This is a genomic window from Polaribacter sp. IC066, assembly GCF_007997085.1.
Lineage (GTDB): Bacteria > Bacteroidota > Bacteroidia > Flavobacteriales > Flavobacteriaceae > Polaribacter.
The window spans coordinates 42,080-67,913 of record NZ_VORR01000015.1; the positions used below are offsets into that span (position 1 = coordinate 42,080).

At 32.5% G+C, this 25,834-nt stretch carries 29 protein-coding genes, 1 tRNA gene and 2 pseudogenes; 14 read left to right on the forward strand and 18 right to left on the reverse strand.

The window, feature by feature from the left end:
- The first annotated feature begins 13 nt into the window (after positions 1-13).
- The 6 genes from ES044_RS07025 (at position 14) to ES044_RS07045 (ending at position 3,619) form a co-directional block, all read left to right on the forward strand.
- Positions 14-766, forward strand: a complete 753-nt coding sequence (locus tag ES044_RS07025) for an SDR family NAD(P)-dependent oxidoreductase (protein ID WP_147118705.1) — start codon at positions 14-16, stop codon at positions 764-766.
- Positions 767-833: 67 nt separating this feature from the next.
- A complete protein-coding gene (locus ES044_RS07030; protein ID WP_147118706.1) occupies positions 834-1,442 on the forward strand; it encodes a LemA family protein in 609 nt (202 codons plus the stop codon).
- Between the two features lie 3 nt (positions 1,443-1,445).
- Entirely contained in the window at positions 1,446-1,883 is a 438-nt protein-coding gene (locus tag ES044_RS07035) for a TPM domain-containing protein (protein WP_147118707.1), read from the forward strand.
- Positions 1,880-2,716 (forward strand): TPM domain-containing protein, encoded by an 837-nt coding sequence (locus tag ES044_RS07040; protein ID WP_147118708.1) that lies wholly within the window; start codon positions 1,880-1,882, stop codon positions 2,714-2,716. The genes ES044_RS07035 and ES044_RS07040 overlap by 4 nt, the downstream gene beginning before the upstream one ends.
- Before the next feature lie 239 nt (positions 2,717-2,955).
- Entirely contained in the window at positions 2,956-3,102 is a 147-nt protein-coding gene (locus tag ES044_RS18490) for a hypothetical protein (RefSeq protein ID WP_189663224.1), read from the forward strand.
- Positions 3,103-3,328: 226 nt separating this feature from the next.
- Positions 3,329-3,619, forward strand: coding sequence for a hypothetical protein (locus ES044_RS07045; protein WP_147118709.1), 291 nt, complete (start codon positions 3,329-3,331; stop codon positions 3,617-3,619).
- Positions 3,620-3,745: 126 nt separating this feature from the next.
- Here the strand turns inward: ES044_RS07045 and ES044_RS07050 are convergent, their stop codons facing one another.
- The 13 genes from ES044_RS07050 to msrB form a co-directional block, all read right to left on the reverse strand.
- Positions 3,746-4,129: a DUF423 domain-containing protein gene (locus tag ES044_RS07050; protein WP_147118710.1), complete on the reverse strand. Its 384-nt coding sequence runs from the start codon at positions 4,127-4,129 to the stop codon at positions 3,746-3,748.
- Positions 4,126-4,740, reverse strand: coding sequence for a nucleotidyltransferase family protein (locus tag ES044_RS07055; protein ID WP_147118711.1), 615 nt, complete (start codon positions 4,738-4,740; stop codon positions 4,126-4,128). Before ES044_RS07055 ends, ES044_RS07050 begins: the two co-directional genes overlap by 4 nt.
- Before the next feature lie 3 nt (positions 4,741-4,743).
- A complete protein-coding gene (locus ES044_RS07060) occupies positions 4,744-5,763 on the reverse strand; it encodes an XdhC family protein (protein WP_147118712.1) in 1,020 nt (339 codons plus the stop codon).
- Between the two features lie 4 nt (positions 5,764-5,767).
- Entirely contained in the window at positions 5,768-7,918 is a 2,151-nt protein-coding gene (locus tag ES044_RS07065) for a xanthine dehydrogenase family protein molybdopterin-binding subunit (RefSeq protein WP_147118713.1), read from the reverse strand.
- 4 nt (positions 7,919-7,922) lie between these two features.
- Positions 7,923-8,396 carry a (2Fe-2S)-binding protein gene (locus ES044_RS07070; protein ID WP_147118714.1) on the reverse strand — a complete coding sequence of 158 codons (474 nt, stop codon included), beginning with the start codon at positions 8,394-8,396 and terminating at the stop codon, positions 7,923-7,925.
- Between the two features lie 17 nt (positions 8,397-8,413).
- Entirely contained in the window at positions 8,414-9,028 is a 615-nt protein-coding gene (locus ES044_RS07075) for a hypothetical protein (RefSeq protein WP_147118715.1), read from the reverse strand.
- 350 nt (positions 9,029-9,378) lie between these two features.
- Positions 9,379-9,864, reverse strand: coding sequence for a peptide-methionine (S)-S-oxide reductase (locus tag ES044_RS07080; RefSeq protein WP_147118716.1), 486 nt, complete (start codon positions 9,862-9,864; stop codon positions 9,379-9,381).
- Positions 9,855-10,799 carry an aldo/keto reductase gene (locus ES044_RS07085; RefSeq protein ID WP_147118717.1) on the reverse strand — a complete coding sequence of 315 codons (945 nt, stop codon included), beginning with the start codon at positions 10,797-10,799 and terminating at the stop codon, positions 9,855-9,857. Before ES044_RS07085 ends, ES044_RS07080 begins: the two co-directional genes overlap by 10 nt.
- A gap of 1 nt (position 10,800) precedes the next feature.
- Entirely contained in the window at positions 10,801-11,052 is a 252-nt protein-coding gene (locus tag ES044_RS07090) for a peptide methionine sulfoxide reductase (protein ID WP_147118718.1), read from the reverse strand.
- On the reverse strand, positions 11,052-12,608 hold the full coding sequence (locus ES044_RS07095; protein ID WP_147118719.1) for a protein adenylyltransferase SelO: 1,557 nt from the start codon (positions 12,606-12,608) through the stop codon (positions 11,052-11,054). The genes ES044_RS07090 and ES044_RS07095 overlap by 1 nt, the downstream gene beginning before the upstream one ends.
- Positions 12,609-12,749: 141 nt before the next feature.
- On the reverse strand, positions 12,750-12,947 hold the full coding sequence (locus tag ES044_RS07100) for a glutaredoxin domain-containing protein (RefSeq protein ID WP_147118720.1): 198 nt from the start codon (positions 12,945-12,947) through the stop codon (positions 12,750-12,752).
- Between the two features lie 117 nt (positions 12,948-13,064).
- Complete coding sequence (gene msrA / locus ES044_RS07105) at positions 13,065-13,601, reverse strand: peptide-methionine (S)-S-oxide reductase MsrA (protein ID WP_147118721.1); 537 nt, start codon at positions 13,599-13,601, stop codon at positions 13,065-13,067.
- Between the two features lie 40 nt (positions 13,602-13,641).
- Positions 13,642-14,088: a peptide-methionine (R)-S-oxide reductase MsrB gene (gene msrB, locus ES044_RS07110; RefSeq protein WP_147118722.1), complete on the reverse strand. Its 447-nt coding sequence runs from the start codon at positions 14,086-14,088 to the stop codon at positions 13,642-13,644.
- Positions 14,089-14,501: 413 nt separating this feature from the next.
- Between msrB and ES044_RS19465 the strand changes: the two are divergent.
- The 6 genes and pseudogenes from ES044_RS19465 to ES044_RS07135 all read left to right on the forward strand — a co-directional run.
- Positions 14,502-14,810, forward strand: a pseudogene (locus tag ES044_RS19465) (lamin tail domain-containing protein); the annotation flags it as partial.
- Positions 14,811-14,882: 72 nt separating this feature from the next.
- Positions 14,883-18,038, forward strand: a complete 3,156-nt coding sequence (locus ES044_RS19470) for a CotH kinase family protein (protein ID WP_410524681.1) — start codon at positions 14,883-14,885, stop codon at positions 18,036-18,038.
- Positions 18,039-18,047: 9 nt separating this feature from the next.
- Positions 18,048-18,197, forward strand: a complete 150-nt coding sequence (locus ES044_RS19475) for a T9SS type A sorting domain-containing protein (protein ID WP_147118724.1) — start codon at positions 18,048-18,050, stop codon at positions 18,195-18,197.
- Between the two features lie 56 nt (positions 18,198-18,253).
- Positions 18,254-19,027 (forward strand): polyphosphate polymerase domain-containing protein, encoded by a 774-nt coding sequence (locus ES044_RS07125; protein ID WP_147118725.1) that lies wholly within the window; start codon positions 18,254-18,256, stop codon positions 19,025-19,027.
- 30 nt (positions 19,028-19,057) lie between these two features.
- The gene (locus ES044_RS07130) at positions 19,058-19,633 is read left to right on the forward strand and encodes a DUF4956 domain-containing protein (protein WP_147118726.1); all 576 of its coding nucleotides are present in this window, start codon (positions 19,058-19,060) and stop codon (positions 19,631-19,633) included.
- Positions 19,634-19,636: 3 nt separating this feature from the next.
- Entirely contained in the window at positions 19,637-20,350 is a 714-nt protein-coding gene (locus ES044_RS07135; protein WP_147118727.1) for a DUF2490 domain-containing protein, read from the forward strand.
- A 206-nt stretch (positions 20,351-20,556) separates the two neighbouring features.
- Here ES044_RS07135 and der read toward each other — a convergent pair whose 3' ends face one another.
- Positions 20,557-21,870 carry a ribosome biogenesis GTPase Der gene (gene der / locus ES044_RS07140; protein ID WP_147118728.1) on the reverse strand — a complete coding sequence of 438 codons (1,314 nt, stop codon included), beginning with the start codon at positions 21,868-21,870 and terminating at the stop codon, positions 20,557-20,559.
- Between the two features lie 81 nt (positions 21,871-21,951).
- On the opposite strand from der, the gene ES044_RS07145 reads away from it, so the two are divergent.
- Positions 21,952-22,308 carry a hypothetical protein gene (locus tag ES044_RS07145; protein ID WP_147118729.1) on the forward strand — a complete coding sequence of 119 codons (357 nt, stop codon included), beginning with the start codon at positions 21,952-21,954 and terminating at the stop codon, positions 22,306-22,308.
- A 521-nt stretch (positions 22,309-22,829) separates the two neighbouring features.
- Here ES044_RS07145 and era read toward each other — a convergent pair.
- Positions 22,830-23,714, reverse strand: a complete 885-nt coding sequence (gene era / locus ES044_RS07150) for a GTPase Era (protein ID WP_147118730.1) — start codon at positions 23,712-23,714, stop codon at positions 22,830-22,832.
- A gap of 110 nt (positions 23,715-23,824) precedes the next feature.
- On the opposite strand from era, the gene ES044_RS07155 reads away from it, so the two are divergent.
- A tRNA-Met gene (locus ES044_RS07155) sits at positions 23,825-23,897 on the forward strand.
- A 167-nt stretch (positions 23,898-24,064) separates the two neighbouring features.
- Here the strand turns inward: ES044_RS07155 and ES044_RS07160 are convergent.
- The 3 genes and pseudogenes from ES044_RS07160 to ES044_RS07170 all read right to left on the reverse strand — a co-directional run.
- Positions 24,065-24,223 (reverse strand): annotated as a pseudogene (locus ES044_RS07160) (transposase); the annotation flags it as partial.
- Between the two features lie 34 nt (positions 24,224-24,257).
- Positions 24,258-25,226: a transposase gene (locus ES044_RS07165; protein ID WP_147118732.1), complete on the reverse strand. Its 969-nt coding sequence runs from the start codon at positions 25,224-25,226 to the stop codon at positions 24,258-24,260.
- Positions 25,227-25,236: 10 nt separating this feature from the next.
- A complete protein-coding gene (locus ES044_RS07170) occupies positions 25,237-25,578 on the reverse strand; it encodes a transposase (protein WP_147118733.1) in 342 nt (113 codons plus the stop codon).
- Between the last annotated feature and the right edge of the window lie 256 nt (positions 25,579-25,834).

The window sequence follows — 25,834 nt, forward strand, 5'->3', positions numbered from 1 at the left end:
TTAAATAAGAAATATGGAAGTAAAAGATAAAATAGTCATCATAACAGGTGCAGGTTCTGGAATCGGAAAAGCATCTGCGATGCATTTTGCAAAAAACGGAGCTACTGTGGTAGTTTCTGACATCAATTTAGAAAAAGCACAAGAAGTTTCTGAAGAAATTGTAACAAATGGAGGGACATCCCTACCTATAAAGGCAAATGTTGCAAAGTTTGAAGAAGTAGAAAATTTAATCAACACAACGGTAGCAAAGTTTGGCAGGTTAGATATTATTGTAAATAATGCAGGGATTGGACCTCATTTGTTAAAGACACACGAATCGCTTTTAAAAGATTGGGATCGTGTAATTTCGGTAAATCAAACAGGCGTTTTTTACTGTATGAAAGTTGCTTTGGTACAATTTTTAAAACAAGGGCATGGAAATATCGTGAATGTTGCCTCTTTAGCAGGTTTAAAAGCATCGCCGAGTAATATAAGTTATAGCGCAAGTAAATTTGCCGTTGTGGGTATGACGAAGTCTGCGGCGATGGAGTATGCCACTAAAAATATACGGGTAAATGCAGTATGTCCGGGGTATACTGAATCTGCGCTGTTAGATCAACTAATCAATGCAAAACCAGAAATGGACGCTATTTTAAAAAGTGTCATTCCGATGAAACGTTATGGGAAAGCTCAAGAAATTGCAGAAGCAGTAGTTTGGTTGGCATCAGACAGTACTAAATTTATTACAGGGCAAACCATAACATTAGATGGTGGAACTTCTCTTTAATTTGTCAATAATAGTGCGTAAATTTGTGAAAACAAAAAATCAACACAAAAAATAAAATTTAGAAATTATGAAAAAATGGTTAATACCTGTAATTGTCATTGTTGTAGTTTTTTACATATTTTACAGTTTCGGAAAAGGATTTAATAATACAGCGGTAGTTTTACAAGAAGATGCAAAAACAACGTGGTCTAATGTCGAAAGCTCTTATCAAAGAAGAAATGACTTGATCGGTAATTTAGTAAAAACGGTGCAAGGAGCTGCAGATTTTGAGAGAAATACTTTAACAGAAGTAATTGAAGCAAGATCGAAAGCGACTTCTGTAAATATTAACGCAGGAGATTTAACGCCAGAAAACATGGCGCAATTTCAAAAAGCACAAGCAGGAATGACAGGTGCTTTATCTAAATTATTAGTTTCTGTAGAAAGGTATCCTGATTTAAAAGCGAATGCGAACTTTTTAGAGTTACAAAGTCAAATAGAAGGTACAGAAAATAGAATTAACGTCGCTAGAGACCGGTTTAATGAAGGTGTAAATAATTATAATAAACATATTAAAGTTTTCCCGAATTCTTTGCTAGCAGGTGTATTTAATTTTGATGCAATGAACCGTTTTCAAGCAAATGCAGGATCGGAAAATGCACCAGATATCAATTTTGATTTTAATAAGAAAAAATAACAAATGTCTAAAGTAGAAGCATTTCTTACAAAGAAAGAAGAAGAAGAAATTATTTCTGCGATTCAAATTGCAGAGAAAAATACTTCTGGCGAAATCCGTGTACATATTGAAGTTTCTTCCGAGAAAGATCATTATGAGCGCGCGTTAGAAGTATTTTATCTCTTAAAAATGGAGACTACAAAAGATGCAAATGGTGTTTTAATTTATGTAGCTGTTGATGATAAAAAATTTGTGATTTGTGGAGACGAAGGTATCAATAAAGTGATACCAAAAGATTTTTGGAATTCAACCAAAGACAGTATTCAGAGTCATTTTAAAAAAGGAGATTTTAAGCAAGGTATTGTTGATGGTATTTTAACAGCAGGTAAAGAGTTAAAAATACATTTTCCGTATCAATCAGATGATATAAACGAACTTTCTAATGAGGTTTCTAAAGGATGAGTTTAAAAAAAGAAATAAATTATAAGTTTTTAGTTGTTAGTAAAATTGCTTTTATAGCACTGTTTTTAATAGCACAAAATATTTTTTCTCAAGGATATAAAATTCCGGAAAAGCCAGAGTTTCAAACAAGTGTTTACGATTTCACAAACCCTAAACTTCTTTCTGAAGCACAAAAAACGAGTTTAGAAAATAAGTTAGTTCGCTATTCAGATACAACTTCTACGCAAATTGTGCTTGCTATTATTCCTTCTACAGAAGGTGAAAACATCAATTATTTAGCGGCAAATTGGGGTGAGAAATGGGGCATTGGTGATGCCAAAAAAGACAATGGAGTTTTAATTTTATTAGCGAAAGATGATAGAAAAATAGCCATTCAAGTAGGTAAAGGTGTCGAATATTTGTTGACCGATTTTCAATCGAAAAGAATTATTGAAAGAGTGATTATTCCCGAATTTAAAAAGGGAGATTTCTACCGCGGTTTGGACAGAGGTGTTGTATATATTTTTAAAACATTAAATGGCGAGTTTAAAGGAACTCGTAAAAAAAATGAGAAAGGTTTCGACCCTGGAGTTCTAATTTTTGTTTTCATCATCATCATTATTATCTTTTTAATTTCTAGAGGAAATAAAAATAATAAAGGTGGCGGAAGAGGTTTTAGAACAGGTTCAATTGCAGACACTCTTTTTACTGCCATAATTTTAAGCAACGCTGGTAGAAGCGGTGGCTTTGGTGGTGGTGGTTTTGGAGGTGGATCATCAGGCGGCGGTGGTGGCTTCGGTGGTGGTTTTGGCGGCGGAAGTTTTGGCGGCGGTGGCGCTTCTGGAGGCTGGTAATCATGAATATTCGATTGCTATTTATACTTTCTACACTTCTCTTTTTTGGTTGTAATACCAATTTAGTTTTGTGGTGACGTGCAAAGAAATTGAATTATTTTTTGATTAATTGAAGTGAAAAATAATTAGCATAGCATCGTTACGGTAATTATTTTTGACAAAAAGTAAGCGAAAAAGAAACGATTTATTACGGCATTATAAAGCTAATTTAGTAAAAAATAAATTTTGGCAACTTACAGTTGGTAGCCGAATTACCGAATACGATAAAGGAGGTTTCTGGAATTGCTTTTGACAATGAAGAGAACGTGTTTTGGATGATTAACGATAGTGGCAACGCCTCTAAAATTTATAAAGTTTCTGTTCAAGGCAATGTATTAAGTACTTAAAATTTAAAAGGAAAAAATAAAGATTGGGAAGACTTAAGGTTTGATGAAGATACAAATTTATATATAGGAGATTTCGGAAACAATGAAAATAGTAGAGTAGGATTAAGGATTTTAAAAATAGCGCGTCAAGATTTAAATCCAGAAACGAAAATTAAACCAGAAAAAATTAGTTTTTATTATCCAGAGCAAAAAGAATTCTCACCAAAGAACAAGTATAAACTCTATGATGCCAAAGCCTTTTTTTTACTTTAATAGGCCTTTTTATATCTTTACTAAAAGTCAGGTAAAAAAGAAATACTGGAGTACAAAACTATATAAAATACCAGCCATTATAGGAAACCACGAAGCAAAATTAATTGTTACTTATAAAGGTTGCAAACAAGAGGATTGTGCCATTACGGCCACATCTATTTCTAAAGATTTTAAAAAAGTAGCACTCTTATCTTCGGGTAGTATTCTAATGTTCTCAAATTTTAAAGGCGATAATTTTTTTAGTGGAGATCTTTCTAATCAATAATTAAAATACGATTCTCAAAAAGAAGCCCTTTGTTTTAAAGATAAAGGCACGCTTTTTATTGCAGATGAAATAGCTTTCGGAAAAGGTGGTAATTTGTATCAAACTTCAATAAACGAGTAAAGTATGCTAGAAGTTAAATAAAAATTTCCAGATCAACATTCCCCAACCAAATACTAAAAATAAGCCGCCTAACGGTGTAATAGGTCCTAAAAATTTTAATGTTTTATTGTTTGCAGATGAAATGACCAAACCATAAATAGAGAATGAAAATAAGATGGTTCCTATGATAATTGCATAAATAATATACACATCAATCGTTTCTATTGCATTAAACTGAAAGCCTAAAACCAGCAAAAGAATGGCGTGATACATTTGATATTTTACGCCTGTTTCAAAACCTTGCAATTGTTCTGATGATAATTTTTTCTTTAGTAAATGCGCTCCGAATGCACCAAAAATAATGGCTAAAAAACCAAAAATTGCTCCAAATACCAATGCTGCTTGATTCATGTTGTTAAATTATTTTTTGAAATTGATTTTATATAACTATTCAGATCTTCTTTTGTGTCAATATCAGTTAAGTTTGTAAACACCGTGGGGCAAACTACATCTTTTCTTTTTAGATTGATAAATTCTTTGGCACCTTTATCTCCTTTTATCAACAATAATTCACTGTGATAAATAGCTGGAAATAGTGCAGGTACTCCTAACTTATTCCCATAATTAGACGCTATTATTTTACCTTGATGCATGCTAGATAAATCTACCATATGTGCTAGATAAGAAACTTCAATGGCGGGTTGATCTGCTAATAAAATAAAAATACTATCGAAATTTAATTGATGTTCTCTAAAATAGTCAATTCCCGCAACAATACTTGAACTTAAACCATTTTCAAAGTTCTTATTATTGATAAACTGGATGTTTTTTGTGGTAATCCCTTGTTTTACGATCGCAGCATTTGCGCCTAAAACACAAAAAATATGATCGGTAAAAATAGCCTGTATTTTCTCTAAAGTAATCTCTATAAGTGGTGTATTGTTTATTTTTTCTAACTGTTTTATACTTTTCATTCTAGATGATTTTCCGGCAGCTAAAACTAATATGGCAATATTTTTCATTGATTAATTATGAATTTTTCCTGTGATATTTCTCAAAGAAAAAGGTTCCTTTTTTCTGATGACCGATAAAATTTCTGCCACAATAGAAAGTGCAATTTCTTCTGGTGTACTTGCACCAATATGCAAACCTGCGGGTGTATAAATACACTCTAAAAATTCTTCTGAAGTTTCAGGAGCAAACTCAAAAAGTTCATTAAATAGGCGCTCTCTTTTCTTTGGCGATCCTAAAATACCAATATATTTTGGTTGATATTTAGATAGTTTTATCACATATTTTAAATCTTGAACGTAACTATGATTCATAATTACAATAGCCGTATTTTCTTGAATATCTGTAAACTGAATATTTTCTGGACTTTGACCAATAACTGTATGCGATCCTGGGAAATCTGTTTTTTCTTTCGGATCTTTTATGGAGGTAATCACATCAATCTCCCAACCTAGAGTAGCCGCTATTTTGCACAATTTAACAGCATCGTGTTCGCCACCAATAATGAGGAGTTTAAAAGCTGGCTGCATAATTTGCGTAAAAACTTCAACGTCTTTGTTCGGTTTTGTATTGAAATTTTGAGAAAACCGAAACTGTTTTTGATTTTCAAAAGTTAGTACAGAACCAAAATCGCCAAAAACTTCATTTTCTTTTATAAAATAACTGTCAATTTTGAAAGATTCTCTTTTAGAGTTTGCCTCGTAAAAAGCTCTGACAAAATCATCAGGAATAAAAAAGGGTTCAATTAAAATATATAAAATTCCTTCGCAACCCAATTTGTATCTTCCATCGTAGGTAATAACTTTTGTTTGGTGATCAGAAAAAATGGGTTTTGCTCTATAGATAATTTCTTTTTCAACACAACCGCCACTTACCGCGCCAACAGAATTTAAATCTTCAAAAATAAGCATTCTAACGCCAGGTTTTCTGTAAGAAGAGCCTTCTAAATGGACCACAGTTGCTAACACATTTTTCAATCCTTTTTTTTGATTGATGATGGCTTGATGAATGATTTCTTTGAGTTCGTATAACATTTCTTTAAGAAAGTTTAAAAGGCATTTCTGTTAATCTTTGTCCGGTAATTCTTCTTACAGCATTGCCAATAGCAGCTGCAATTGGTCCTAGAGGAGGTTCGCCAACGGGTAAAGGTTTGTCTACACCTTGCAATAAATGGATATTAATTTCTTTAGGCGTGTGTTTTAATAAAGCCATATCATAAGGCCCAAAAATAGTGGGTTGTAACTGCCCGTCTTCGATATACATTTTTTCATACATAGATGCGCTCATTGCCATGATCATTGCGCCTTCACATTGTGCTTTTACTTGATCGGGGTTTACGGCAATTCCGCAATCCATGACGCAGGTAATTTTGTGAACTGTAATCTCACTATTAACAATAGATACTTCTGCAACTTGCGCACAAGGGGTTCCTGTGTCTGTAGAACACGCAAAACCCATTGCTCTGCCATTTACAACTTCATCAGAATATTTAGATTCTTTAGCTGCCTTTTCAATGACATTTTTTAATCTAACGCCTTCTTCATTGTCTTTAATTTGTGCCAAACGAAGGGTAACAGGATTTTTATTTGATTGTAAAGCCAATTCATCTACAAAACTTTCGATAGCAAAAGTATTGGCTAGCAACCCCAAACTTCGCCACCAACTTGTTGCAAACGGTAAGGTTTTATGCCACTGAATTGAGCGGATATTCTTGATAGCGCTATAATGAATACTTCCGCCGCGAATGGCACCAAAATCTGCACCTAAAATTGTATGCGCAATTCCGGGCATTAAGGTAGAGTCAATAGCTACATTTCCACTTGCAAAATGATGTTCTAAATTTTCAATAAGCCCATCACTGTTTAACTTTCCTTTCATAATATGATGTGTTGGCGGACGAAACATATCGTTCTGAAATTCTTCTTTTCTTGTGAAAAAATATTTTACAGGTCGGCCTATTTCTTTAGATAGTTGCACTGCTTGAATTGCGTGGCTTGTATTTAATCTTCTGCCAAAACCACCGCCGAGATACGTGGGTATAATATTTACATTGTCTTTGTCAATAGCGAACGCTTTTGCCACTTGGTTTTGAGTAATACCAATAACTTGCGTAGATAAAATAACGGTTATTTTACCATCTTTAAAAGAGGCAACAGCGCCATTGGGTTCCATTTGGGCATGGGCACCTAAAGGACTTTTAAATTCTATTTCTAAAATATTTTTATCGTCTTTTTCTAATAGGTTTCCTTCTTTTTGAACAACCATTTCACTGCCGTTTCCTACAGAAATTAAAGTTCTAATATCTTCTTCTGTCCATATTTTGGGGATATTCCATTCAACATCAACCTCCATTTTTGCAGCCAAAGCTTGGGCGTAAGTTTCTGCAATAATACCAACCCAATCATCAATCTGAACAACTTTAACAATACCAGGCATTTTTTCTGCTTTCTGATAGTTGGCACTTTTAAAAGTAGCACCAATATGTTCTGGTCTAATAATTGCCGCGTGCAACATGTTTTCCATTTCGGCATCCATTCCGAAAATAGAGTTTCCAAAAACTTTTGTTTTTAAATCGATTCGTGCAATTGGCTTTCCTACTAATTTATAGTCTTTAAGATCTTTTAATTTCGGGGTATCCGGAATTTTCCATTCGGTAACTTCTTTTATAGCATCTACATAACTAATTTGTTGATTATTACTAGAAACGATTCCGTTTTTTGTTGATAAATTGGCAAGCGGAATTTGTAATTTTTTAGCGGCTTCAATTTTAATCATTTCGCGCATTGTTGCCGCCATTTCGCGAAGGGGCTGCCATAAAGAAGCAACAGAAAGACTTCCTCCGGTTCCTAAAGAATCTACAACGCCACTGGCGGTAGATGCTGCAATTACTTCAATTTGATCAATATTGATATCCAATTCATCTGCTGCAATTTGAGCCAAACCTGTAAAAGTTCCTTGGCCCATTTCTACTTTAGGAGAATGCAGCACTATGGTATTATTTTTTGTGATTTCGAACCATAAATTAGGTTCAGTTCCTGTTCCTGAATACGGTGCAATAAACGAATCCGCGAAATCGATTATTTGTCTACGAATAGGATTCCTCAAAACATAGGTTCCTATTGCCAAAACACCTAAAGTTCCTAAACCGCCTCTTACTAAAAATTTTCTACGTGATATGTTTTTACTCATCCCCTTAAATTTTAGTTTCTCTAGTTAGTTCTGCAGCTCTGTGAATGGCTTTTCTCATTCTATAATACGTTGCACATCGGCAGATATTGATAATATTTTTATCAATATCTTCATCTGTTGGCTTATTGTTTTCTTTTAATAAAGCAGCGGTTGCCATAATAAATCCTGGTTGGCAATAACCACATTGGGGCACCACTTCTTCTATCCAAGCTTGTTGCACAGGATGCGGATTTTCTGCATTTCCTAAACCTTCAATGGTGGTAATGTTTTTTCCTTCTGCAAATTTTACTGCGTAAGAGCAAGAGCGAACGGCAACGTCATTTACATGCAAAGTGCAAGCGCCACAAGCTGCTTTACCGCAACCAAACTTTGTTCCTTTTAAATCTAAAATATCTCTTATAACCCATAAAAGAGGTGTGTTTCCGTCTAAAATATCTACGGAAACATCTTTATTATTGATGCTAAATGCTATTTTCATTTTTCTTTTTTAAGCGATTATTTTTCTGGTATTATAGCACCATCGGCAAACCATGCTTCCACAACTTCTTTAAACTCTTCTTGAGAAACGGGTGGTTTTTCTCTTTTAATTCCTGCAGCATTTACACCCGGATTCCAAGCCCATAAAACCAAATCATCTTCTGTTAAATGCTTTATTATTTCTTCATGATTTTTACCGCCATTAGTTTCTTTATTTAGCATTACAGCAGCAATTTCTTGTCTTGTTAAACCTTTCCAAGCCATAGATTGTGGTGCTAAACCCCAGTGTGGTGCACCCGGAACGCCAGAATAATTATTGTTTTCTGTTTGATGACAGGTCATGCATTTTGTAGCTTCAAACCCTTGATCATTTTTACCCCCTTCCATGCCAAAATAATGAGGGTGGCTCTCAATTCCTTGTTTAGGAATGTTATCACTTGGATGACAATTCATACATCTTGGATGCGTTAAAACATCCATCATTTTATCAAAATTGTCTTTATTTTTTGGCGGATGAATCGTTTTTTCTTTTAAAGAAATATAGTCAGATTTTTTATTTGAATAGTTGGAAGCCAAAAGAATTCCGCCTAATAAGAGCAACGGAATTAAATATAAAATTTTAAGTTTTTTCATACAGTTTTATTTAAAGAAAAACTTGCTGTTGACTTTTTCTAGTTTTAGCTAATTTAATAATAATTTATTTAGTGAAACTTAATTTTGAAAAATAGTGAAGCTATGAATTCAAAATTGTAAGTTGAATCTTCCTATTTGGCAAGCAGTCTAACCCAGCTCCATGAGCTGAACCTGCTTGGCCGCTAGGCAGGCTTGTTTCAGTATTTAGCGGAAATCTTGGGTTTAATACCCCAGCACTTCGCGTTGAAATATTAAAAGGTTCTTTTTTTTGATACCGCGATGGCTCTACCCCGAGCTTGTTTATTTTGATGAAATTAATTTGAAAAACCCAATGCATTCTAAAAGGAAATTTACTGCATACTATTTGAGAATTTTTTGGATAGGAATTCTAATTTGGGATGGATGTATTTTTCGCAAAAAGGTTTCTGCGGATTGTTTTTGTAATAATTTTGAAATTCTTTATGAGATGGTTTAAAATCTTTGAATTCTAAAACTTGAGTAATAATTTTATCAATAAAATCTGTTTGAAGCATTTTAATTATATATGAAATTTCTGCTTTTTGAGATTCTGAAAAATAATATATCGCAGAACGATATTTAGTCCTCATAGAATGATTACTTGTACTTTTATGGGTACGTAAGTGAATCGCAATGAGTGTTTTTAAGTCGATTTCTGTTGCATTAAAATGTACAATTACGGCTTCTGAAAAAGTAGTGTTTTCTTCTGTAGATGAAACCCAGCCTTGTTCTACTTTATAAACTCCGTTTAAAGACTGAAAAACAGCTTCTGTGCACCAATGACAACCGCCACCAAAGGCAATTTTTATCAGTTCCATTTGAGTTTTTTTCTTTCTGACCAATACAACTCTGGACTAATTTTACAAGAGTTTAGCCTTTTAATATCATGCGTAGAAAGAGAAAAATCATTCAACTTTACATTTTCTTTTAGCTGTTTAGTGCTACTCGCGCCACTTAAAACAACACTATTTGGAATGGTTTGTTCACAATATTTCAAAGAAATTGCATCGACACCAACGCTGTGTTTTTTTGATAAGCTTTCTAGAACAGTATACAAATCGTTATAATGAGGATAGGTTTTGTTTCTAAAAACGCGTCCGTTTGCCAAAGCTTCTTTGATGACAATTGATTTATTTTTTTTGATGAGTTCATCAGAAATTTGTAGTAAACTTTGATCTAAAAAATTATAGGTTACTTGAAACAAATCAAAAACGGGTTTTCCATCCACCAAAACTTCTAATGCTTTTTTAATCACTTCCACCTGATTGGTGCCAGATGTCGTTAATCCGATTTTTAGATGGTGTTCTTTTTTTAAAGACGTCAGTTGCGCTAAAACTTCGGTATTTTCTAAAACACCTGTTTCTAAAGTTGCAGAATGAATTTGATACACTTTTAAGTAGGGTAGGAGCTGTTTAGAGAAATTCCACTGCTCGTTTAATTTTGCTAAACTGTGTTCTTTTACTTCATGCACAGTTGCGTTTGCATCAAAATTTGCAGTATAGGTATATCCCCATTTTGTGGCAATTTCAATGGTTTTATCATTTTTCGTTCGCAGCCATTCTAACACTAATTCTTCGGCCAAACCATATCCAGGAGCGGTATCAAAATATCTGATGCCTGCATCATAGGCTTCTTCTAAAACTTGAAAACTATGGTTTCTAAACCTTTCTAAATCAGAATTGTTGGTACTATTTTGACGAACATTAATGTATTGAGGTCTTCCTAAAGCTGCAGTTCCTAATCCTAAATTCATATTATAAAAGTTGTATATTTTTTAAAAAGTGAATCACTTTTTCTTCTGGCATTTCGCAAGGTTTTATAAATTCATTTTTTGATGTGATGTAATAATTCAAACTAATAAAATTATTTCCTTGTAATTCTCTACCAAAAATTTTAAAAGATTTTCCATCATTAAAAGTATTCTTTGTAATGCTGTATTTTATGGCATCTAAAAATCCTTCAGAATAACCTTCAGGAATTTTTTTAATAATGGCTAAAACAGTCATTAAGAGCTACAAGACAACATTGAGCAACCCACTTTGTTTCGTGCCCATTCTGGTCTTTTTGCAAACCATTTTTCGTATTCTGGTTGTTCGGCGTATGGTTTTTTTAAGAGTTGATATAATTCATCAATTAAAGAATAATCTCCTTTATCTGCTGCGTCAATTGCTAATTGAGACATATAATTACGCAACACATATTTAGGGTTTACTGCATCCATCTTTTCTTTTCTTTCTTCGGATGAAGTTGTTTCTTTTTGAAGTCTTTCTGAATATTTTTCAAACCAGTGAAGCCATTTCATTTTTATTACATCCGAAGGATCTTCTAATTCATAAAAAGCTTTTTCTATCAAATAAAAACCTGATTTTTTATCAGAAAAACTGCTTAACTTTCTAAAGAAAATAGTCATATCTGTTTCTGTTAATTGCAAAGTATCTTCTAAATTCTGAATTAATTCTAAATCATTTTCATCCGAAGTATATAAACCTAATTTCGATTTCATCATTGCAAAAGATTGTTGTTCAAAATCAACTTTATATTGATCTAAAATTTCTTCTAAAGGTTTAACTTCTTCAATAATAGGATATAAAGCGTTTGCTAGTTGATATAAGTTCCATAAACCAATATTTGGTTGATTTCCGAATCTATAGCGCTTATTTTGTATGTCTGTTGTGTTTGGAGTCCAGCCAAAATCAAAACCTTCTAGCCAACCATAAGGGCCGAAATCAATGGTTAAGCCGAGTATCGACATATTGTCGGTGTTCATAACTCCGTGCACAAAACCAACACGTTGCCAATGAATAATCATGGCTAAAGTGCGCTCTGAAACTTCTTTAAAAAAGTTGATGTACGTTTCTTTTGAGGGTTCTCCTAAATGCGGAAAATGATGTTTGATGGTATAATCAGTTAGTACTTTTAAATTTTTTATATCTTTTCTTGCTGCAAAAATCTCATAATTACCAAAACGTAAAAAAGAAGGAGAAACTCTAGAAACAATAGCGCCTTTTTCATAAGCTGGGTTTCCATCATATAAAACATCACGTAAAACAGTATCACCAGATAAACTTAAAGATAAAGACCTTGTAGTTGGCACGCCTAAATGAAACATTGCTTCTGCGCATAAATATTCTCTAACGGATGAACGCAAAACAGCCAAGCCATCTGCCGTTCTAGAATACGGAGTTTCGCCAGCGCCTTTTAATTGTACTTTCCAGTTTTTCTTATTATGTTCAACTTCAAATAAATTTATTGCTCTACCGTCTCCTAATTGCCCTGCCCAATTGCCAAATTGATGACCGCCATAACACATTGCAAAAGGTGTTGTGTCCGGGTATATTTCATTACCGGTCACTATATTTTTAAAAAATTCTGAATTGGTTTCTTCTTCAGGAATATCTAATTCAGAAGCCATTTCTTTAGATATATGGAGTACTTTTGGAGCTGTCGTTTTTTTTGGAGTCACAAAAGAAAATACGGCTTCTGTTACTTGTCTTCTTGAGTTTTCAAGGGTTTTATCATCAGGTAAATTTTTAGTGAAGGTTTCTCTTATCGTTAATTTCATTTATTTTAGTTTTTGCAGAAATCAGTTATTCATAAATTCAAAAAAGTTGTTTTGTTCCTTATAATAGACGCTTAAGGCCGGTTATGGCATTCATCACAGTGCATCCATCTATTTTTGTATATTTTTATCCGAAGGATTTCTTTACTTTTTATTTTTAAAAGTAAGCGTAGTAAAATTCAATTTCTTATTTTGATACAAGTTACGCAATTCTTCTGCATTTACCTCATTTTTTGCAATATCTAAAAACGCGTACTGTATGTTACGCGTTTTTAGAAATGCTTTGTAATAATTTGTTTTAGAACACTTTTCAGTGCCATAAAGTTCAAGTAAGGTCTTCATTCTTTTTTTCCTCTACGTTAGAAGATTACAGGAATCAAAATAAATTTGGATTAACAGCATCAACCCGGTTTTCGAGAGGTTTTATAAGTTCTCGATTGGCGCTAGAACTAAAATTTGTTATTTTAATTTAGCAGCATGTAATTTTCTTAATTGAGCTAATTTCGGTTCAATTACATAACTACAATAGCCTTGTTGGGTGTTTTCTTTGTAATAATTTTGATGTTCTTGTTCAGCCTCGTAAAAAGTAGGTGAAGCACTTAATTCTGTTACAATTTTATTGCTGTAATAATCTTGAACTTGTTTTAAAACTTCTTTGCCAACTTTTTGTTGATGTTCATCGTGGTAATAAATTACAGATCTATATTGTGTTCCTCTATCTGCGCCTTGTTTATTTAAAGTTGTAGGATCGTGTGTTGTCATAAAAATCACTAAAATATCTTGATAAGAAATAATATTGGCATCAAAAGTAATGCGAATTACTTCTGCAAAGCCAGACAAACCAGAGCAAATTTCTCGGTAGGTTGGTCTGCCGGGAGCATTGCCACCAGCATAACCAGAAACTACTTTATCTACGCCTTTTACTTTTTGAAAAACTGCTTCGGTACACCAAAAACAGCCGCCACCTAAAGTGGCAATTTGTATGTTTTTACTCATTTTATCTTTTTTTAATCAATAGGTTTTAACCTCTTACTACTTATTTTTTATCTAAAACCATCGATTCAGAATTAACACAATAACGCAATCCGCTTGGTGCTGGTCCGTCAGGGAAAATGTGTCCTAAATGCGCATCGCAGGTATTGCACATTACTTCAACCCGAACCATACCAAAAGTAACATCTCTGTCGTATTTTATGGCATTTTCTTTAATAGGTTGGGTAAAACTTGGCCACCCAGAACTAGATTCAAACTTAATAGTAGAGTCGAATAATGGCGTGTGACAACAAACACAGTTGTATTGGCCTTTATCATAAATACTGCATAAAGCGCCCGTGTGAGGTCTTTCTGTGCCTTTTTGTCTTGCAATTTTAAATTGCTCTGGCTTTAATATAATTTCCCATTCTTTTGCTGTTTTTTCAACTCTTTTATCTGGAGTTGGGTTTCCTTTTGTTGCGAAGCTAATAACTTCTTTCCATGTTAGCATATCGTAGTTTTTTTCTTTTTTTGTGAATATAATATCTTCCTTAATATGGTCGAAAAATTAAAGCTTAATTTACAAAAAAAAAACAGCTATTTTTCTTTAAAAGAAAAGTAAAGCGTATTTTTTTTTTTACTATATTTACACAACAGAAGCATAGAACTTTTTGAAGATTGCTATGGTTTTCAAATTATTGTTATCTCCCCTTACTTTTTGTTTAAATCGATAGTACATAGCAGAGTAGATGAAAAATTCTCAACATCTTTTCTGTTTATTAGATATTTACGCATAAAAAATAATATTAAAATTAAATCTTAACTCCCGTATTATGAATAAACGCATTATTGAAGTAAAACATATAGTGGTAACTTTTATTTTATTCTTTACCATTCTTTAGTTCCTTTGCTCAAGAAAACGATGTTTCTATTAACGAAATTATGGCATCTAACGGTGTTACAATAGCAGATGAAGACGGAGATTTTGACGATTGGATAGAGATTTACAATTTCGGTAGTGTGGCAATAAACTTGTCGGGATATGGTTTATCAGACGATAAAAACCAACCTTTTAAATGGATTTTTCCTGCAATAACAATTCAGCCTAAAGCTTTTATGCTTATTTGGGCTTCTGGTAAAAACAGAAGAAACCCAAGTGAACCTTTACATACTAGTTTTAAAATAAGTGCTGGTGGTGAAGAACTTTTGCTAACAAAAACAAGTGGAAGAACATTAAGTGAGGTACCCGCAATTGCGCTAGAAAGAGATACTTCTTATGGGCGTACTACAGATGGTAATGGCTCTATGAAGGTTTTTGGTACAGCCACGCCCAATAAAAGCAATTCAGGTACAGCGATTCCTATTGCAACAGAAAAGATTTCTATAAATGAATTCATGACTGGCAACGTTGCTACGATAGCAGATGAAAACGGAACATTTTCTGATTGGATAGAAATTTATAATCATGGAACTACAACCGTAAATTTATCTGGTTTTGGTTTGTCTAATGACAGAGATAATTTGTTTAAATGGAGGTTTCCTGGAACTCTTTTAGCACCTAATCGATATATTTTGGTTTGGGCTTCTGGTAAAAACAGAGCAACTGCTGGTCAGCCTTTGCACACAAATTTTAACATTAGCAATGCGAATGATATTCTTTTTTTAACAAATACAAATGGTGCGTTGGTTAGTGATAAATCTGTTGTGTATTTAGAACCAGATGTTTCTTACGGAAAACAGCCAGACGGCACCGGCTCTTGGGTTTATTTTAAAGAGGCTACACCGCAAGCAGCAAACATGACTGTTGGTTCTAATACTTTAATAAAGCCACCTTCCTTTTCTCATAAATCGGGTTTACATACGAGTCCGTTTAATTTAACATTGACTAGTGAAAACTTAAATTCGGTAATTGTTTACACTTTAGACGGTTCTGAACCAGATATTAATAATTTATCGGGTACAAGTTTTAATTACAAGAATCAATATCCTTACGATGTTGGAGAAAGTGTTGGGCCAATCTTAACAGATACATACACTTCTAAAACTTACAGTGCTCCAATTGCAATTACAGACCGTTCTAATGATGCTGATCGAGTATCAATTAAAAATACCGTTCAGGCGCCTTTGCATACACCACCAAATCGTGTTAGAAAAGCAACGGTTATTAAAGCACGTACGTTTGTAAATGGAATGGGTTCAAATACTTCTTCAAAAACATTTTTTGTTTGGAGTGGAGGAAATCCTTATAACCTGCCAATTCTTTCTTTGCAAATGAATGAAAAAGATCTATTTGATTACAATAATGGTATTTATACCGCAGGTATTGATTTTGATAACTGGAGAGTAGAAAACCCTACTAATAACCAATCTTATAGACCTAATTTCAGTAATTATTGGAGAAGCGGAGCTGAATGGGAATATCCAGTAAACGCGCAATTTTTTGATACAAGTTTAAATTCAGTGATGAATACCGATGCAGGTTTTAGGATTCATGGAAATAACTCTAGAGGAGATATTATTAAAAACTTGCGTTTGTATGCAAGAGAAAGTTTTGGAGAAAATCAGTTTGACCATACTTTAATTAAACAGCTAATACCAGGTTCTCCATTACCTTATAACGAAGATTTTAAACGTTTGCTTTTAAGAGGTAATGTTAGTGGAGGTTTTATTGCAAATGATGTAGTTTTTACACGTTTAATGCAACCTATTTTTAATGGAGTTACTAGAATTCAAACCGCTATTCATTTCTTTAATGGAGAATATTGGGGTATTACTGCTTTAAGAGATTGTTTTGATCGTTTTCATTTTGCAAATAATTTTGGTATCGATCCAGAAAATATTGTGGTGGTAGATTGTAAAGCAGGTAGATGTGAGTTAGATGAGGGAGATAACGAAGATTACAGCAGTTATGAAGATTTAAGAGACTTTATTATCGACAATAATATGAATGTGGCTGTCAATTATACACAAGTAGAAAGCCTTTTAGATATCGATTCTTTTATCAATCATATTTTATTATCAATCTATTCAGAAGATGATAGTTATGAAATTAAATATTGGAAAGCAAGAGACATTGTAAACGACGGTTTTGGAGATGGTAAATGGCGTTTAACAACTCAAGATTTTGAAGCAACTTTAAATAGTGATGTAAATTGGTTAGAAGATCATACAGATGAATCTGGTCAAGATAACAACTTATTGTTGCATAATTTACTTGATAATGCTGCGTTTAAAATAAAATTTATCAATCGCTTTGCGGATGTTTTAAATACGGGATTTAAAAAAGAAAGATTTGAAGCTATTGTTAATCAAACTTTTGATGAAATTAATCCGCTGTTAGACGAGGATGAAAATCGTGCGCCTAGAAGTAGATTTTATAGCAATTCAGACAAAACAAGACTTTTAACTTGGATTGCTGATAGACCTGCTATTTTAACAGGTCAGATGAATACCTTATTTGGTATCACTAATACTGTAAATTTAGAGTTAAACGTTTCTGATGTAGCAGCGGGTCATATTAAAATTAATACCATAGATGTTAATGGTCGTACAGCAGGTGTTGATGAAAATCCGTATCCTTGGTCTGGTGCCTATTTTAAAGGAATTCCTATAGTTTTAGAGGCAAAAGAAAAACCAGGATATACTTTTTCAAATTGGTCTGGCGGTGTTAACTCAACTAGTAAAATAATTACTGTTACGCCAAATAGTAACATGCAGTTTCAGGCAAATTATACGGTTATTGATGATTTTTCTCATTTAGCTTATTTTTGGCTATTTGATGCAATGATACCTAATGATACACCATTGCAAAAAGTGAATTCTACCTATACTAGAAATGGTTTGGTGGCAGAAATAGCGTATACGTCTTCTTTAATGGGTTATCCTTTTACGAGCACAAGCCCTAATTGGAGAAAAGCTTCTTTAGAAAGAAAAAATGCGCCTACGCTTATAAATTATAGTCCTTTAGCAAATAAAGATACTCCTTATTCGTCTCAAATTATGAGAGGATTGCAGGTAAAACAACCTTTTAAATCGGGTAGTTTAGAAAATACCTTGCAGTTAAATGTATCAACCAAAAATTTTAAGGAAATTAAAGTGTCATTTGCTATAAATTCTGATGGTGCAGCACAAACACTTATTGTTGATTATTGGAACGGAACAGCTTGGGTAACCAATGGCATCTCTTATGCACCCGCAATAACAAGTGAATATCAAAAGAAAGAAATAGATTTTTCTACGATACCTTTAGCAGATAATAATGCAGATTTTAAAGTAAGACTTCGTTTTGGGGGGTCTGACATGTTTGCCAATGAAGGCAAAGCTGTCTTGATAAATAATATTGCTATTGAGGGTATTGAATTCGGATTGTCGGCAGAGACTTTTACACAGATTCAAGACTTAAAAGTTTTTCCTAACCCTACAAATGATGAAATTAAAATTCAATCAGATCAAATAATTTAGGAGGTAGCTTTGTACAATGTTTTTGGTAAATTGGTGTATCAGAACAAAACGAATTCATCTAGTGTATTGGTTGATATGAGAAGCCTTTCAACGGGGGTTTATCTATTGAAAATATCTATGAATAATACCTCTATTAATAAGAAAATAATAAAAAAATAATTCATAAAATTATTAGATTCTAAACATACAGAAACAATAATTTTGAGGTATAATTAATGGGTATAGAAAAAGAATATTCGGTACTAGAAAAAATTTCTTCTACAGTTAATAGCTTTAAAGGTATTTCTTTAGAAGAGATGAACACTGTTTCTTTAATGAAGAGAACAGACACCAAATACATCATTAATATAAATTATTTAGTTGAGATCTTAGACGATTTAAAAGAAGATTACCAAGTTTTAGAAATTGAAGACAGAAGAATTATGAACTATTCTTCTGTCTATTTTGATACGTCTGAATTTAAGTTCTATTTTGACCATCATAATGGGCGGGTAAAAAGAACAAAAATAAGACAGCGTAAATATGTAGATTCTGGTTTGACTTTTTTAGAAATAAAACAAAAAAACGGAAAGGGAGAAACGCATAAATCTAGAATTAAGATACCTGATTTCGATTTAGAGTTATCTGAAAATTTAAATGATTTTATTTTTAAAACTACCAACACAAAATTTTATTTACAGCCTAGTTTATGGAATAGCTTTAATAGAATAACGCTTGTTAATTTAAAAGACAACGAGCGGGCTACTATCGATTTAAAGTTGTCTTATTACATGAATGATATAGAAAAGAGTTACAATAATTTAGTTGTGATAGAAGTTAAACAGGGTAAGTTTGATAGGAAATCTGTTATTGTAAAAACATTAAAAAAATATAGATATAACCCTTACAGCATTAGTAAATATTGCATCGGTATGGTTAATCTGTATAAAGAGTTAAAATATAATTTGTTCAAACAAAAATTAATTAAAATAAATAAAATTTCTGCGTAGCTATGGATTTTCTTAACATTCCTTTATTCGATGACGATTTCTTTTAAATTGGCAATGCTATTTACCGTTAATATTACTTTTCTAACACTCATTATTAGATGGTTATATTACACTACAACAGGTAATAAAGATTATGTATTTACGTACTATTTAATCGGAATTATTGTCTTCTTTTTATGTTTTACACTAAAAAAATATAAACTAGATATTGGTTTAGCATTAGGGCTTTTTGCAATTTTTGGTATTATTCGTTACAGAACAGATTCTATTGCCATCAAAGAGATGACGTACTTATTCGTTGTAATCGGAGTTTCAATCATGAATGCTTTTGTAAATAAAAAAATGAGCTATTTCGAGGTTTTATTTGCAAATGTGGTTGTGGTTGCTGCAATCGCAATTATTGAAAAGGTTTGGCATTTAAAACATCAGATATTTAAGGATGTTGTTTATGAAAATATAGACAATATAAAGCCAGAAAATTATGATTTGCTGGTTGCAGATTTAGAAGCTAGAACAGGTTTGGTTATTAATAAAATTACGATTGAAAAAATTGATTTTTTAAAAGATAGCGCGTTAATAAGAGTGTATCATTATAACAAAGAGTAGAATATGAAAATTTTAAAACGCTTTAAACTTGCCTATGCAGCGGTATTTGTGAGTTTGCTGTTATGTACAGATAACACTTTTTCACAAGTAGAAGATAACGATGATTTTGCCTTTTGGAGTTCGGTAGGTATAGATTATAAAATTGGTAAAAAACTGAAAATTGGTTTTGAACAAAACATTAGATTAAAAGATAATGCGACGACTACGGAAGAGTACTTTTCTGAATTTAATATCGAGTATGAATTGTTTAAAAATTTTGAGATAGGAGTTGGATTAAGGCATATTAGTGAAAATGATGATCAAGGTAAAAGACAAGGTATTGAAAATCATTTTAGATATAATGTGGATGTATCTTACAAATATGATATTAGTAGATTTGAATTATCGCATAGATTTCGGTATCAAAATAAAAACCAATTGGGAATTACTGAATTAGATGGCGACATTCCCAGTGAAAATTTACGATTTAAAACAGATTTAGAATATAATATTAGAAAATGGCCTTTAGATCCAGAGCTTTCAGGAGAAGTTTTTCACAGCTTTAGTAAGGGTGAAATAATTAGGTATAGTAAATATAGGTTAACGCTGGGCACAAGTTATGATTTAGATAAGTTTGGTAAATTTGGTATTTACTATCGTTACGAGGGCAGTGTTATACCAAGAAGGATTTCTAGATTAACAATATTTGGGCTAGATTATACCTATTCGATAAACTAAAATATATTTTTATAATTTCTGATTATAAAAAAGATAAAAGCTAGCTGTTCTAGAACATCTAGCTTTTATCTTTTTTACCTTTTTATAAAGTTGTGATTAAAGAATTTTAAACATTAAAACGGATTCTCGTAATTTAAAATCTTATTTTAGCGATGTTTCATTAATAAGGGTACTGTGCTTTAAAAAGAACAACCTTACTAAAAATTTTATTTCTGTCTAAAGTATATGGTAATCGGTACACCAGAAAAATCGTAAAGCTCTCTTAATTTGTTCTCTAAAAAGCGTTTGTAAGAATCTCTAACATATTGAGGTAAATTACAAAAAAATGCAAATTGAGGCGTTTTTGTTGGTAATTGCATGCAGTATTTAATCTTTACATACTTCCCTTTTGTTGCGGGTGGCGGATAGTTTTTAATGATTTCTAACATGACATCGTTTAACTTGCTAGTAGGTATTTTCTTTTTTCTTTTTTCAAAAACTTCTACAGCTGTTTCCATAGCTTTAAACAAACGTTGTTTTGTTAACGCAGATATAAATACAATTGGCACATCTGTAAAAGGCTCAATTTGTTTTCTAACCATCGCTTCAAAATCACGTAATGTGTTTGTTTCCTTGTCAATCAAATCCCATTTATTAATAAGGATTACAACGCCTTTTCGGTTTTTTTCTGCCAACCAAAAAATACTTTGATCTTGTCCTTCAAATCCGCGAGTAGCATCAACCACTAAAACAATTACGTCAGAATATTCTATAGAACGTACGGCACGCATTACAGAATAAAACTCTAAATCTTCTTTTACTTTCGATTTTTTTCTGATTCCTGCCGTATCAACTAAATTAAAATCAAAACCAAATCTGTTGTATTTGGTATCAATAGAATCTCTTGTGGTACCTGCAATATTGGTTACAATATTTCTATCTTGACCAATCAAGGCGTTTATAAAAGAAGATTTTCCTGCATTTGGTCTACCAACAACGGCAAATCTTGGCAGTTCTTCTTCCTCTTCTAAATTGGTATCTTCAATAGCAGGCATCTTTTCTGCTAAAGCATCTAATAGATCTCCTGTGCCGCTTCCGTTAATAGAGGCAATTGTAAAGTATTCTCCTAAACCTAAATTGTAAAATTCTACAGCATCTGGCTCTCTCATTGCATTATCAACCTTGTTAACAACGGTAAAAATCGGCTTTTTTACTTTACGTAAAACCTTGGCAACTTCAGCATCCATTGGGGTAATACCATCTTCTACGTTTACAACAAAAACAATTAAATCTGCTTCTTCAATGGCAAGCTTTACCTGTTTTCTTATTTCTTCTTCAAAAATATCATCCGAGCCAATAATGTATCCACCAGTATCTATCACAGAAAATTCTTTTCCATTCCAGTCAGATTTTCCGTAATGTCTATCTCTTGTAACTCCGCTAACAGAATCTACAATAGCCTCTCTTCTTTGAACCAGTCTATTAAAAAGGGTGGACTTCCCTACGTTTGGTCTTCCTACAATGGCAACAATGCTATTCATTTGAATTCAAATTTTTTGCAAAGATACAATTTACTCTATGATAAATAATTGTAAATTTAAACTGTTATAAAATAGGTTTTTATGAGCGATAAATTAAAGGTTTTAATTGAGAAACAAAATAGTGCAGTATTTTTTCGCCCTAGGTTTACAATTGATTTAGAGGATAATTTTACGCAGATTATAAAAAAATTTGAAAAAGAGTTTGAAAAGGAGCATTGCTTGTATTTTGGAAATATTGTTGATGGGCATATTTTTATATCGGTTGCTAAAAGAGATGAACACTTTTGGTCGCCGCAATTGCATTTAGAAATTGTAGAAGAAACCATAAAAACATCAACTTTAAAAGGATTATTTGGACCTAAACCCCAAGTATGGATGCTCTTTATATTTATTCATTTCGTGATTGGTGTTTCCTTTTTAGGCTTTGGAGCCCTCTAATACACAAAGTTTTCTTTAAACGTATCATTTTTTTACCCTTACTTTGGATACTACTTTATTTTTTAGCCCAGATAGCAAAAGACACCGGCACAAAACAAATGAAAGAGTTACACGATTTTATGATAAAAGTGATTGGAGTGTAAAGCCGATATTATTATTCATAGTGGTTGGATTAGAATGTAATTTTAGATGCCTTCAATTCAGCAAGAGACAAGACAAAATACAGGTTGATAGTCCGTGAAACCTCTTAAATTGTAAAAGTTGTTAGGCTGTGGCTTAAAATGAATTTTAATCAAGGATGCATTTTATTAGTTTTCTCTTTTGGATTAAAAGGAGAAATCACATAGAGTTATAAATTGTTGTAGTTTTTACTAATAAGATTTTTTTTGATACTTATTTTGAGAATTTCGATTTACTTCAATATGAAATACATCTAAAGGTTCAAATTACTAAACAGAACGTGTTTATAATTTTGAATAGATATGAAATACAAGTCAGCAAGTCAAAAGATTATTTTGGTATTAACCTTGATTATAACCAAAACGTTTTAGTTGATTTTTATCACTTCGCCAGTTTTTATTTACTTTTACATAAAGTTCTATAAAAACTTTTTTCTCGAAGAATTTTTCTAAATCTTTTCTGGCTTCTGCACCAACTCTTTTTAAGGCACTTCCTTTATGGCCAATAATAATTCCTTTTTGTGTTTCTCTTTCTACCATGATGATAGACCTTATTCTAACAATATTTTCCTCTTCCGTAAACTCTTCTGTTTCAACTTCTACAGCATACGGAATTTCCTTCTTATAATGAATTAGAATTTTTTCTCTAATTTTTTCATTTACAAAAAAACGTTCTGGTTTGTCTGTTAATTGATCTTTTGGGTAATATGGGGGGGCTTCTGGTAATAGTTCTTTAATTTTTTCGTAAACAGCAGTAACACCAAATCCTTCTAAAGCAGAAATTACAAACACTTCGGCATTTGGGACCTTATTTCTCCAATATTCAATTTTCTCTTCAACTTCTTCTTGAGAAGATTTGTCTATTTTATTTAGCAATAAAATTACAGGAATTTTACTATTGATAATTTTATTAAAAAACGCTTCATTTTTTAGTTCTTTTTCACCAACTTCTACCATGTAAATAAGTACATCAGCGTCATCAAGAGCAGATTTTACAAAATCCATCATAGAAGATTGTAACTCGTAGGCTGGTTTTATGATTCCGGGAGTGTCAGAAAAAACAATTTGATAATCATCTTCATTTACAATTCCTAAAATACGATGTCTTGTTGTTTGTGCTTTGGCGGTAATAATTGAGAGTTTTTCGCCCACTAGCGCATTCATTAAGGTAGATTTACCAACGTTTGGGTTTCCGATAATATTTACAAATCCGGCTTTATGTGTCATGATGCAAAGATAGTTTGTTTTGTTAATGGACTACGAATTAAGATACTAAAAAATAAATGAAATAAAGTTTGGTTAGTACTTTAATAGTGTTGTATATTTGCACTCGAAATCGCGGGATAGAGCAGTAGGTAGCTCGTTGGGCTCATAACCCAAAGGTCACTGGTTCGAGTCCAGTTCCCGCTACTATTTAAATTACACAAAAACAGCAGTTTAGTTCTTTAAACTGCTTTTTTATGCGCTCTATTGAACAATTGGTTACCTTTACCGCCGAAATTGAACACGATTTAGAACACGATTTGACTCAAAAAAAACTTTATGGATCAAACAATATTTTAGGGGGATTAAGTTAGTTAAGCAAATAATTTAGTGATTCGATATAGGAAGAATTTTATGTCCCTAACGCCTCTAAATTGCGCTCTAAACTCTTTAATTTTAGCATTAAAAGATTCTGCAGAAGCATTTGTACTTCTATTATTGAAGTAGTTTAATATTTGTATATGATGCATTTGTGGATCAAACAATATTTTAGGGGGATTAAGTTAGTTAAGCAAATAATTTAGTGATTCGATATAGGAAGAATTTTATGTCCCTAACGCCTCTAAATTGCGCTCTAAACTCTTTAATTTTAGCATTAAAAGATTCTGCAGAAGCATTTGTACTTCTATTATTGAAGTAGTTTAATATTTGTATATGATGCATTTGTATAGACCTAGCAATGGTAGCAAATGATTTGAATTGAGATTTTTCAACTTTATCATACCAGTGTGCCAGTTTTAATCTGGCAACATCTTTATTTGTGTTATTTTCATATATATACCTTAATCCTTGCGCTAAATTATATGCTTTTTCAATAGTTGGGTATAAATTGAATAGAATTTCAGCTCTTTCTACTTGCCTTACTGTCCAATTTGTTTTTGATTTGAATAGTAAGTATCGACTTCTAGCTAGTAACTGCTTGTGAGTATCACCATTCGCTAAAAGTTCAGGTGTGTATATGGTTTCATTTTTACGAGCCTCTAAAATAGCACAATTTTCAAGGTCTATAATTTCCCAACGTAAACGTATACGTTCTTCTTGTACCGCTTCTGATGCTAGCTTTTGAACATGAAACCTATCGGTAACGATGGCTGTTTTAGGGAAACATTTTTTAGCAATTAAATTCATACTTCCTGCCATATCAAGGGTAACCTCTTCTACCAAGTTTCGTTTCTCTAGCGGAATTTTATTTAGTATAGCAATGACATCAGCAGCTTTTGTGCCTTTTACAATAGCAATGATGCTCCCTTTTTTACCATGTCCATCTTTGTTTGTAAAAATGGTGTATAATTCACCATTAGATAAAGAAGTTTCATCTAAACTTAAATGTTTTCCAATATTTTCTGCATAAAGTAACCAATCTTCTGCATGCTCTTTTTGTGTCCAATCTTTAAAATCACTCAAATGGTTTTTGTAGTAATATTGGAGCGTACGACCATTACTCGTATAATAATCTCCAAAACGTTTTGCACTCACTGCATGGGTATCAAGTGATACCTTTTAAAAAAGAGGCAAACTCGTTAGTGATCCGAGTGCCTTTGGCTATTAAAGTCCAATCTCTTTTTACAATCTTGCCAGATTCAATAAGTGTCCAGCGCCTGCGTCTTATATGAAGAAATACAGATTTACCCCTTAAAGGAAAGTCCTCTATAGTGATCTCTGGAGAAAAACCTTTCGAATGGGCTAAAGTAGATTGGTATTCTTCGGGTAGTATATTCTTCTCTTTTAAATAGAAATGAATAGTATCATCCTTTGTTTTATGGTTCGTAATCTCGAAGTATTCTAAAATACCTTCTGGAAGTAAATAACTCGCTAATTCTATGTCCAATTTAATTTAGTTTTTAAAACAAAGATAATCCAATCCCCCTAAAATAATACTTGACCCAACTTTATTCCATACCAAAGGTCAACAATGCAAAAGGCGATTTGTCGAAACGTTGGTGCGTTTATTTTTCCTTTAGGAATGCTGCAACAGGAAAAATGAAACGTTCGAGTAATATTTACGGAATAACGAAGAATCAAGATAAATAGTGGGTTAATTGGCTTGTTTAATTTGTCAATCAACAGCTTATCAACAGTTAAAT

Excerpts from the sequence above, each read along its gene's own strand:
- ES044_RS07135 (WP_147118727.1), top strand. The coding sequence starts at position 19,637 with ATGAAAATTTTAAAACGCTTTAAACTTGCCTATGCAGCGGTATTTGTG.
- ES044_RS19470 (WP_410524681.1), top strand. The coding sequence starts at position 14,883 with ATGAAGGTTTTTGGTACAGCCACGCCCAATAAAAGCAATTCAGGTACA.
- ES044_RS07060 (WP_147118712.1), bottom strand. The coding sequence starts at position 5,763 with ATGTTATACGAACTCAAAGAAATCATTCATCAAGCCATCATCAATCAA.
- ES044_RS07090 (WP_147118718.1), bottom strand. The coding sequence starts at position 11,052 with ATGACTGTTTTAGCCATTATTAAAAAAATTCCTGAAGGTTATTCTGAA.
- ES044_RS07075 (WP_147118715.1), bottom strand. The coding sequence starts at position 9,028 with ATGAAAAAACTTAAAATTTTATATTTAATTCCGTTGCTCTTATTAGGC.
- der (WP_147118728.1), bottom strand. The coding sequence starts at position 21,870 with ATGAATAGCATTGTTGCCATTGTAGGAAGACCAAACGTAGGGAAGTCC.
- ES044_RS07085 (WP_147118717.1), bottom strand. The coding sequence starts at position 10,799 with ATGAATTTAGGATTAGGAACTGCAGCTTTAGGAAGACCTCAATACATT.
- ES044_RS07100 (WP_147118720.1), bottom strand. The coding sequence starts at position 12,947 with ATGAAGACCTTACTTGAACTTTATGGCACTGAAAAGTGTTCTAAAACA.
- ES044_RS07130 (WP_147118726.1), top strand. The coding sequence starts at position 19,058 with ATGACGATTTCTTTTAAATTGGCAATGCTATTTACCGTTAATATTACT.
- msrA (WP_147118721.1), bottom strand. The coding sequence starts at position 13,601 with ATGAGTAAAAACATACAAATTGCCACTTTAGGTGGCGGCTGTTTTTGG.
- ES044_RS07125 (WP_147118725.1), top strand. The coding sequence starts at position 18,254 with ATGGGTATAGAAAAAGAATATTCGGTACTAGAAAAAATTTCTTCTACA.
- ES044_RS07035 (WP_147118707.1), top strand. The coding sequence starts at position 1,446 with ATGTCTAAAGTAGAAGCATTTCTTACAAAGAAAGAAGAAGAAGAAATT.
- ES044_RS07065 (WP_147118713.1), bottom strand. The coding sequence starts at position 7,918 with ATGAGTAAAAACATATCACGTAGAAAATTTTTAGTAAGAGGCGGTTTA.
- ES044_RS07030 (WP_147118706.1), top strand. The coding sequence starts at position 834 with ATGAAAAAATGGTTAATACCTGTAATTGTCATTGTTGTAGTTTTTTAC.
- ES044_RS07080 (WP_147118716.1), bottom strand. The coding sequence starts at position 9,864 with ATGGAACTGATAAAAATTGCCTTTGGTGGCGGTTGTCATTGGTGCACA.
- ES044_RS07145 (WP_147118729.1), top strand. The coding sequence starts at position 21,952 with ATGAGCGATAAATTAAAGGTTTTAATTGAGAAACAAAATAGTGCAGTA.
- era (WP_147118730.1), bottom strand. The coding sequence starts at position 23,714 with ATGACACATAAAGCCGGATTTGTAAATATTATCGGAAACCCAAACGTT.
- ES044_RS07055 (WP_147118711.1), bottom strand. The coding sequence starts at position 4,740 with ATGAAAAATATTGCCATATTAGTTTTAGCTGCCGGAAAATCATCTAGA.
- ES044_RS07025 (WP_147118705.1), top strand. The coding sequence starts at position 14 with ATGGAAGTAAAAGATAAAATAGTCATCATAACAGGTGCAGGTTCTGGA.
- ES044_RS07045 (WP_147118709.1), top strand. The coding sequence starts at position 3,329 with ATGCCAAAGCCTTTTTTTTACTTTAATAGGCCTTTTTATATCTTTACT.
- ES044_RS07070 (WP_147118714.1), bottom strand. The coding sequence starts at position 8,396 with ATGAAAATAGCATTTAGCATCAATAATAAAGATGTTTCCGTAGATATT.
- ES044_RS07040 (WP_147118708.1), top strand. The coding sequence starts at position 1,880 with ATGAGTTTAAAAAAAGAAATAAATTATAAGTTTTTAGTTGTTAGTAAA.
- ES044_RS07095 (WP_147118719.1), bottom strand. The coding sequence starts at position 12,608 with ATGAAATTAACGATAAGAGAAACCTTCACTAAAAATTTACCTGATGAT.
- ES044_RS07050 (WP_147118710.1), bottom strand. The coding sequence starts at position 4,129 with ATGAATCAAGCAGCATTGGTATTTGGAGCAATTTTTGGTTTTTTAGCC.
- msrB (WP_147118722.1), bottom strand. The coding sequence starts at position 14,088 with ATGCTAACATGGAAAGAAGTTATTAGCTTCGCAACAAAAGGAAACCCA.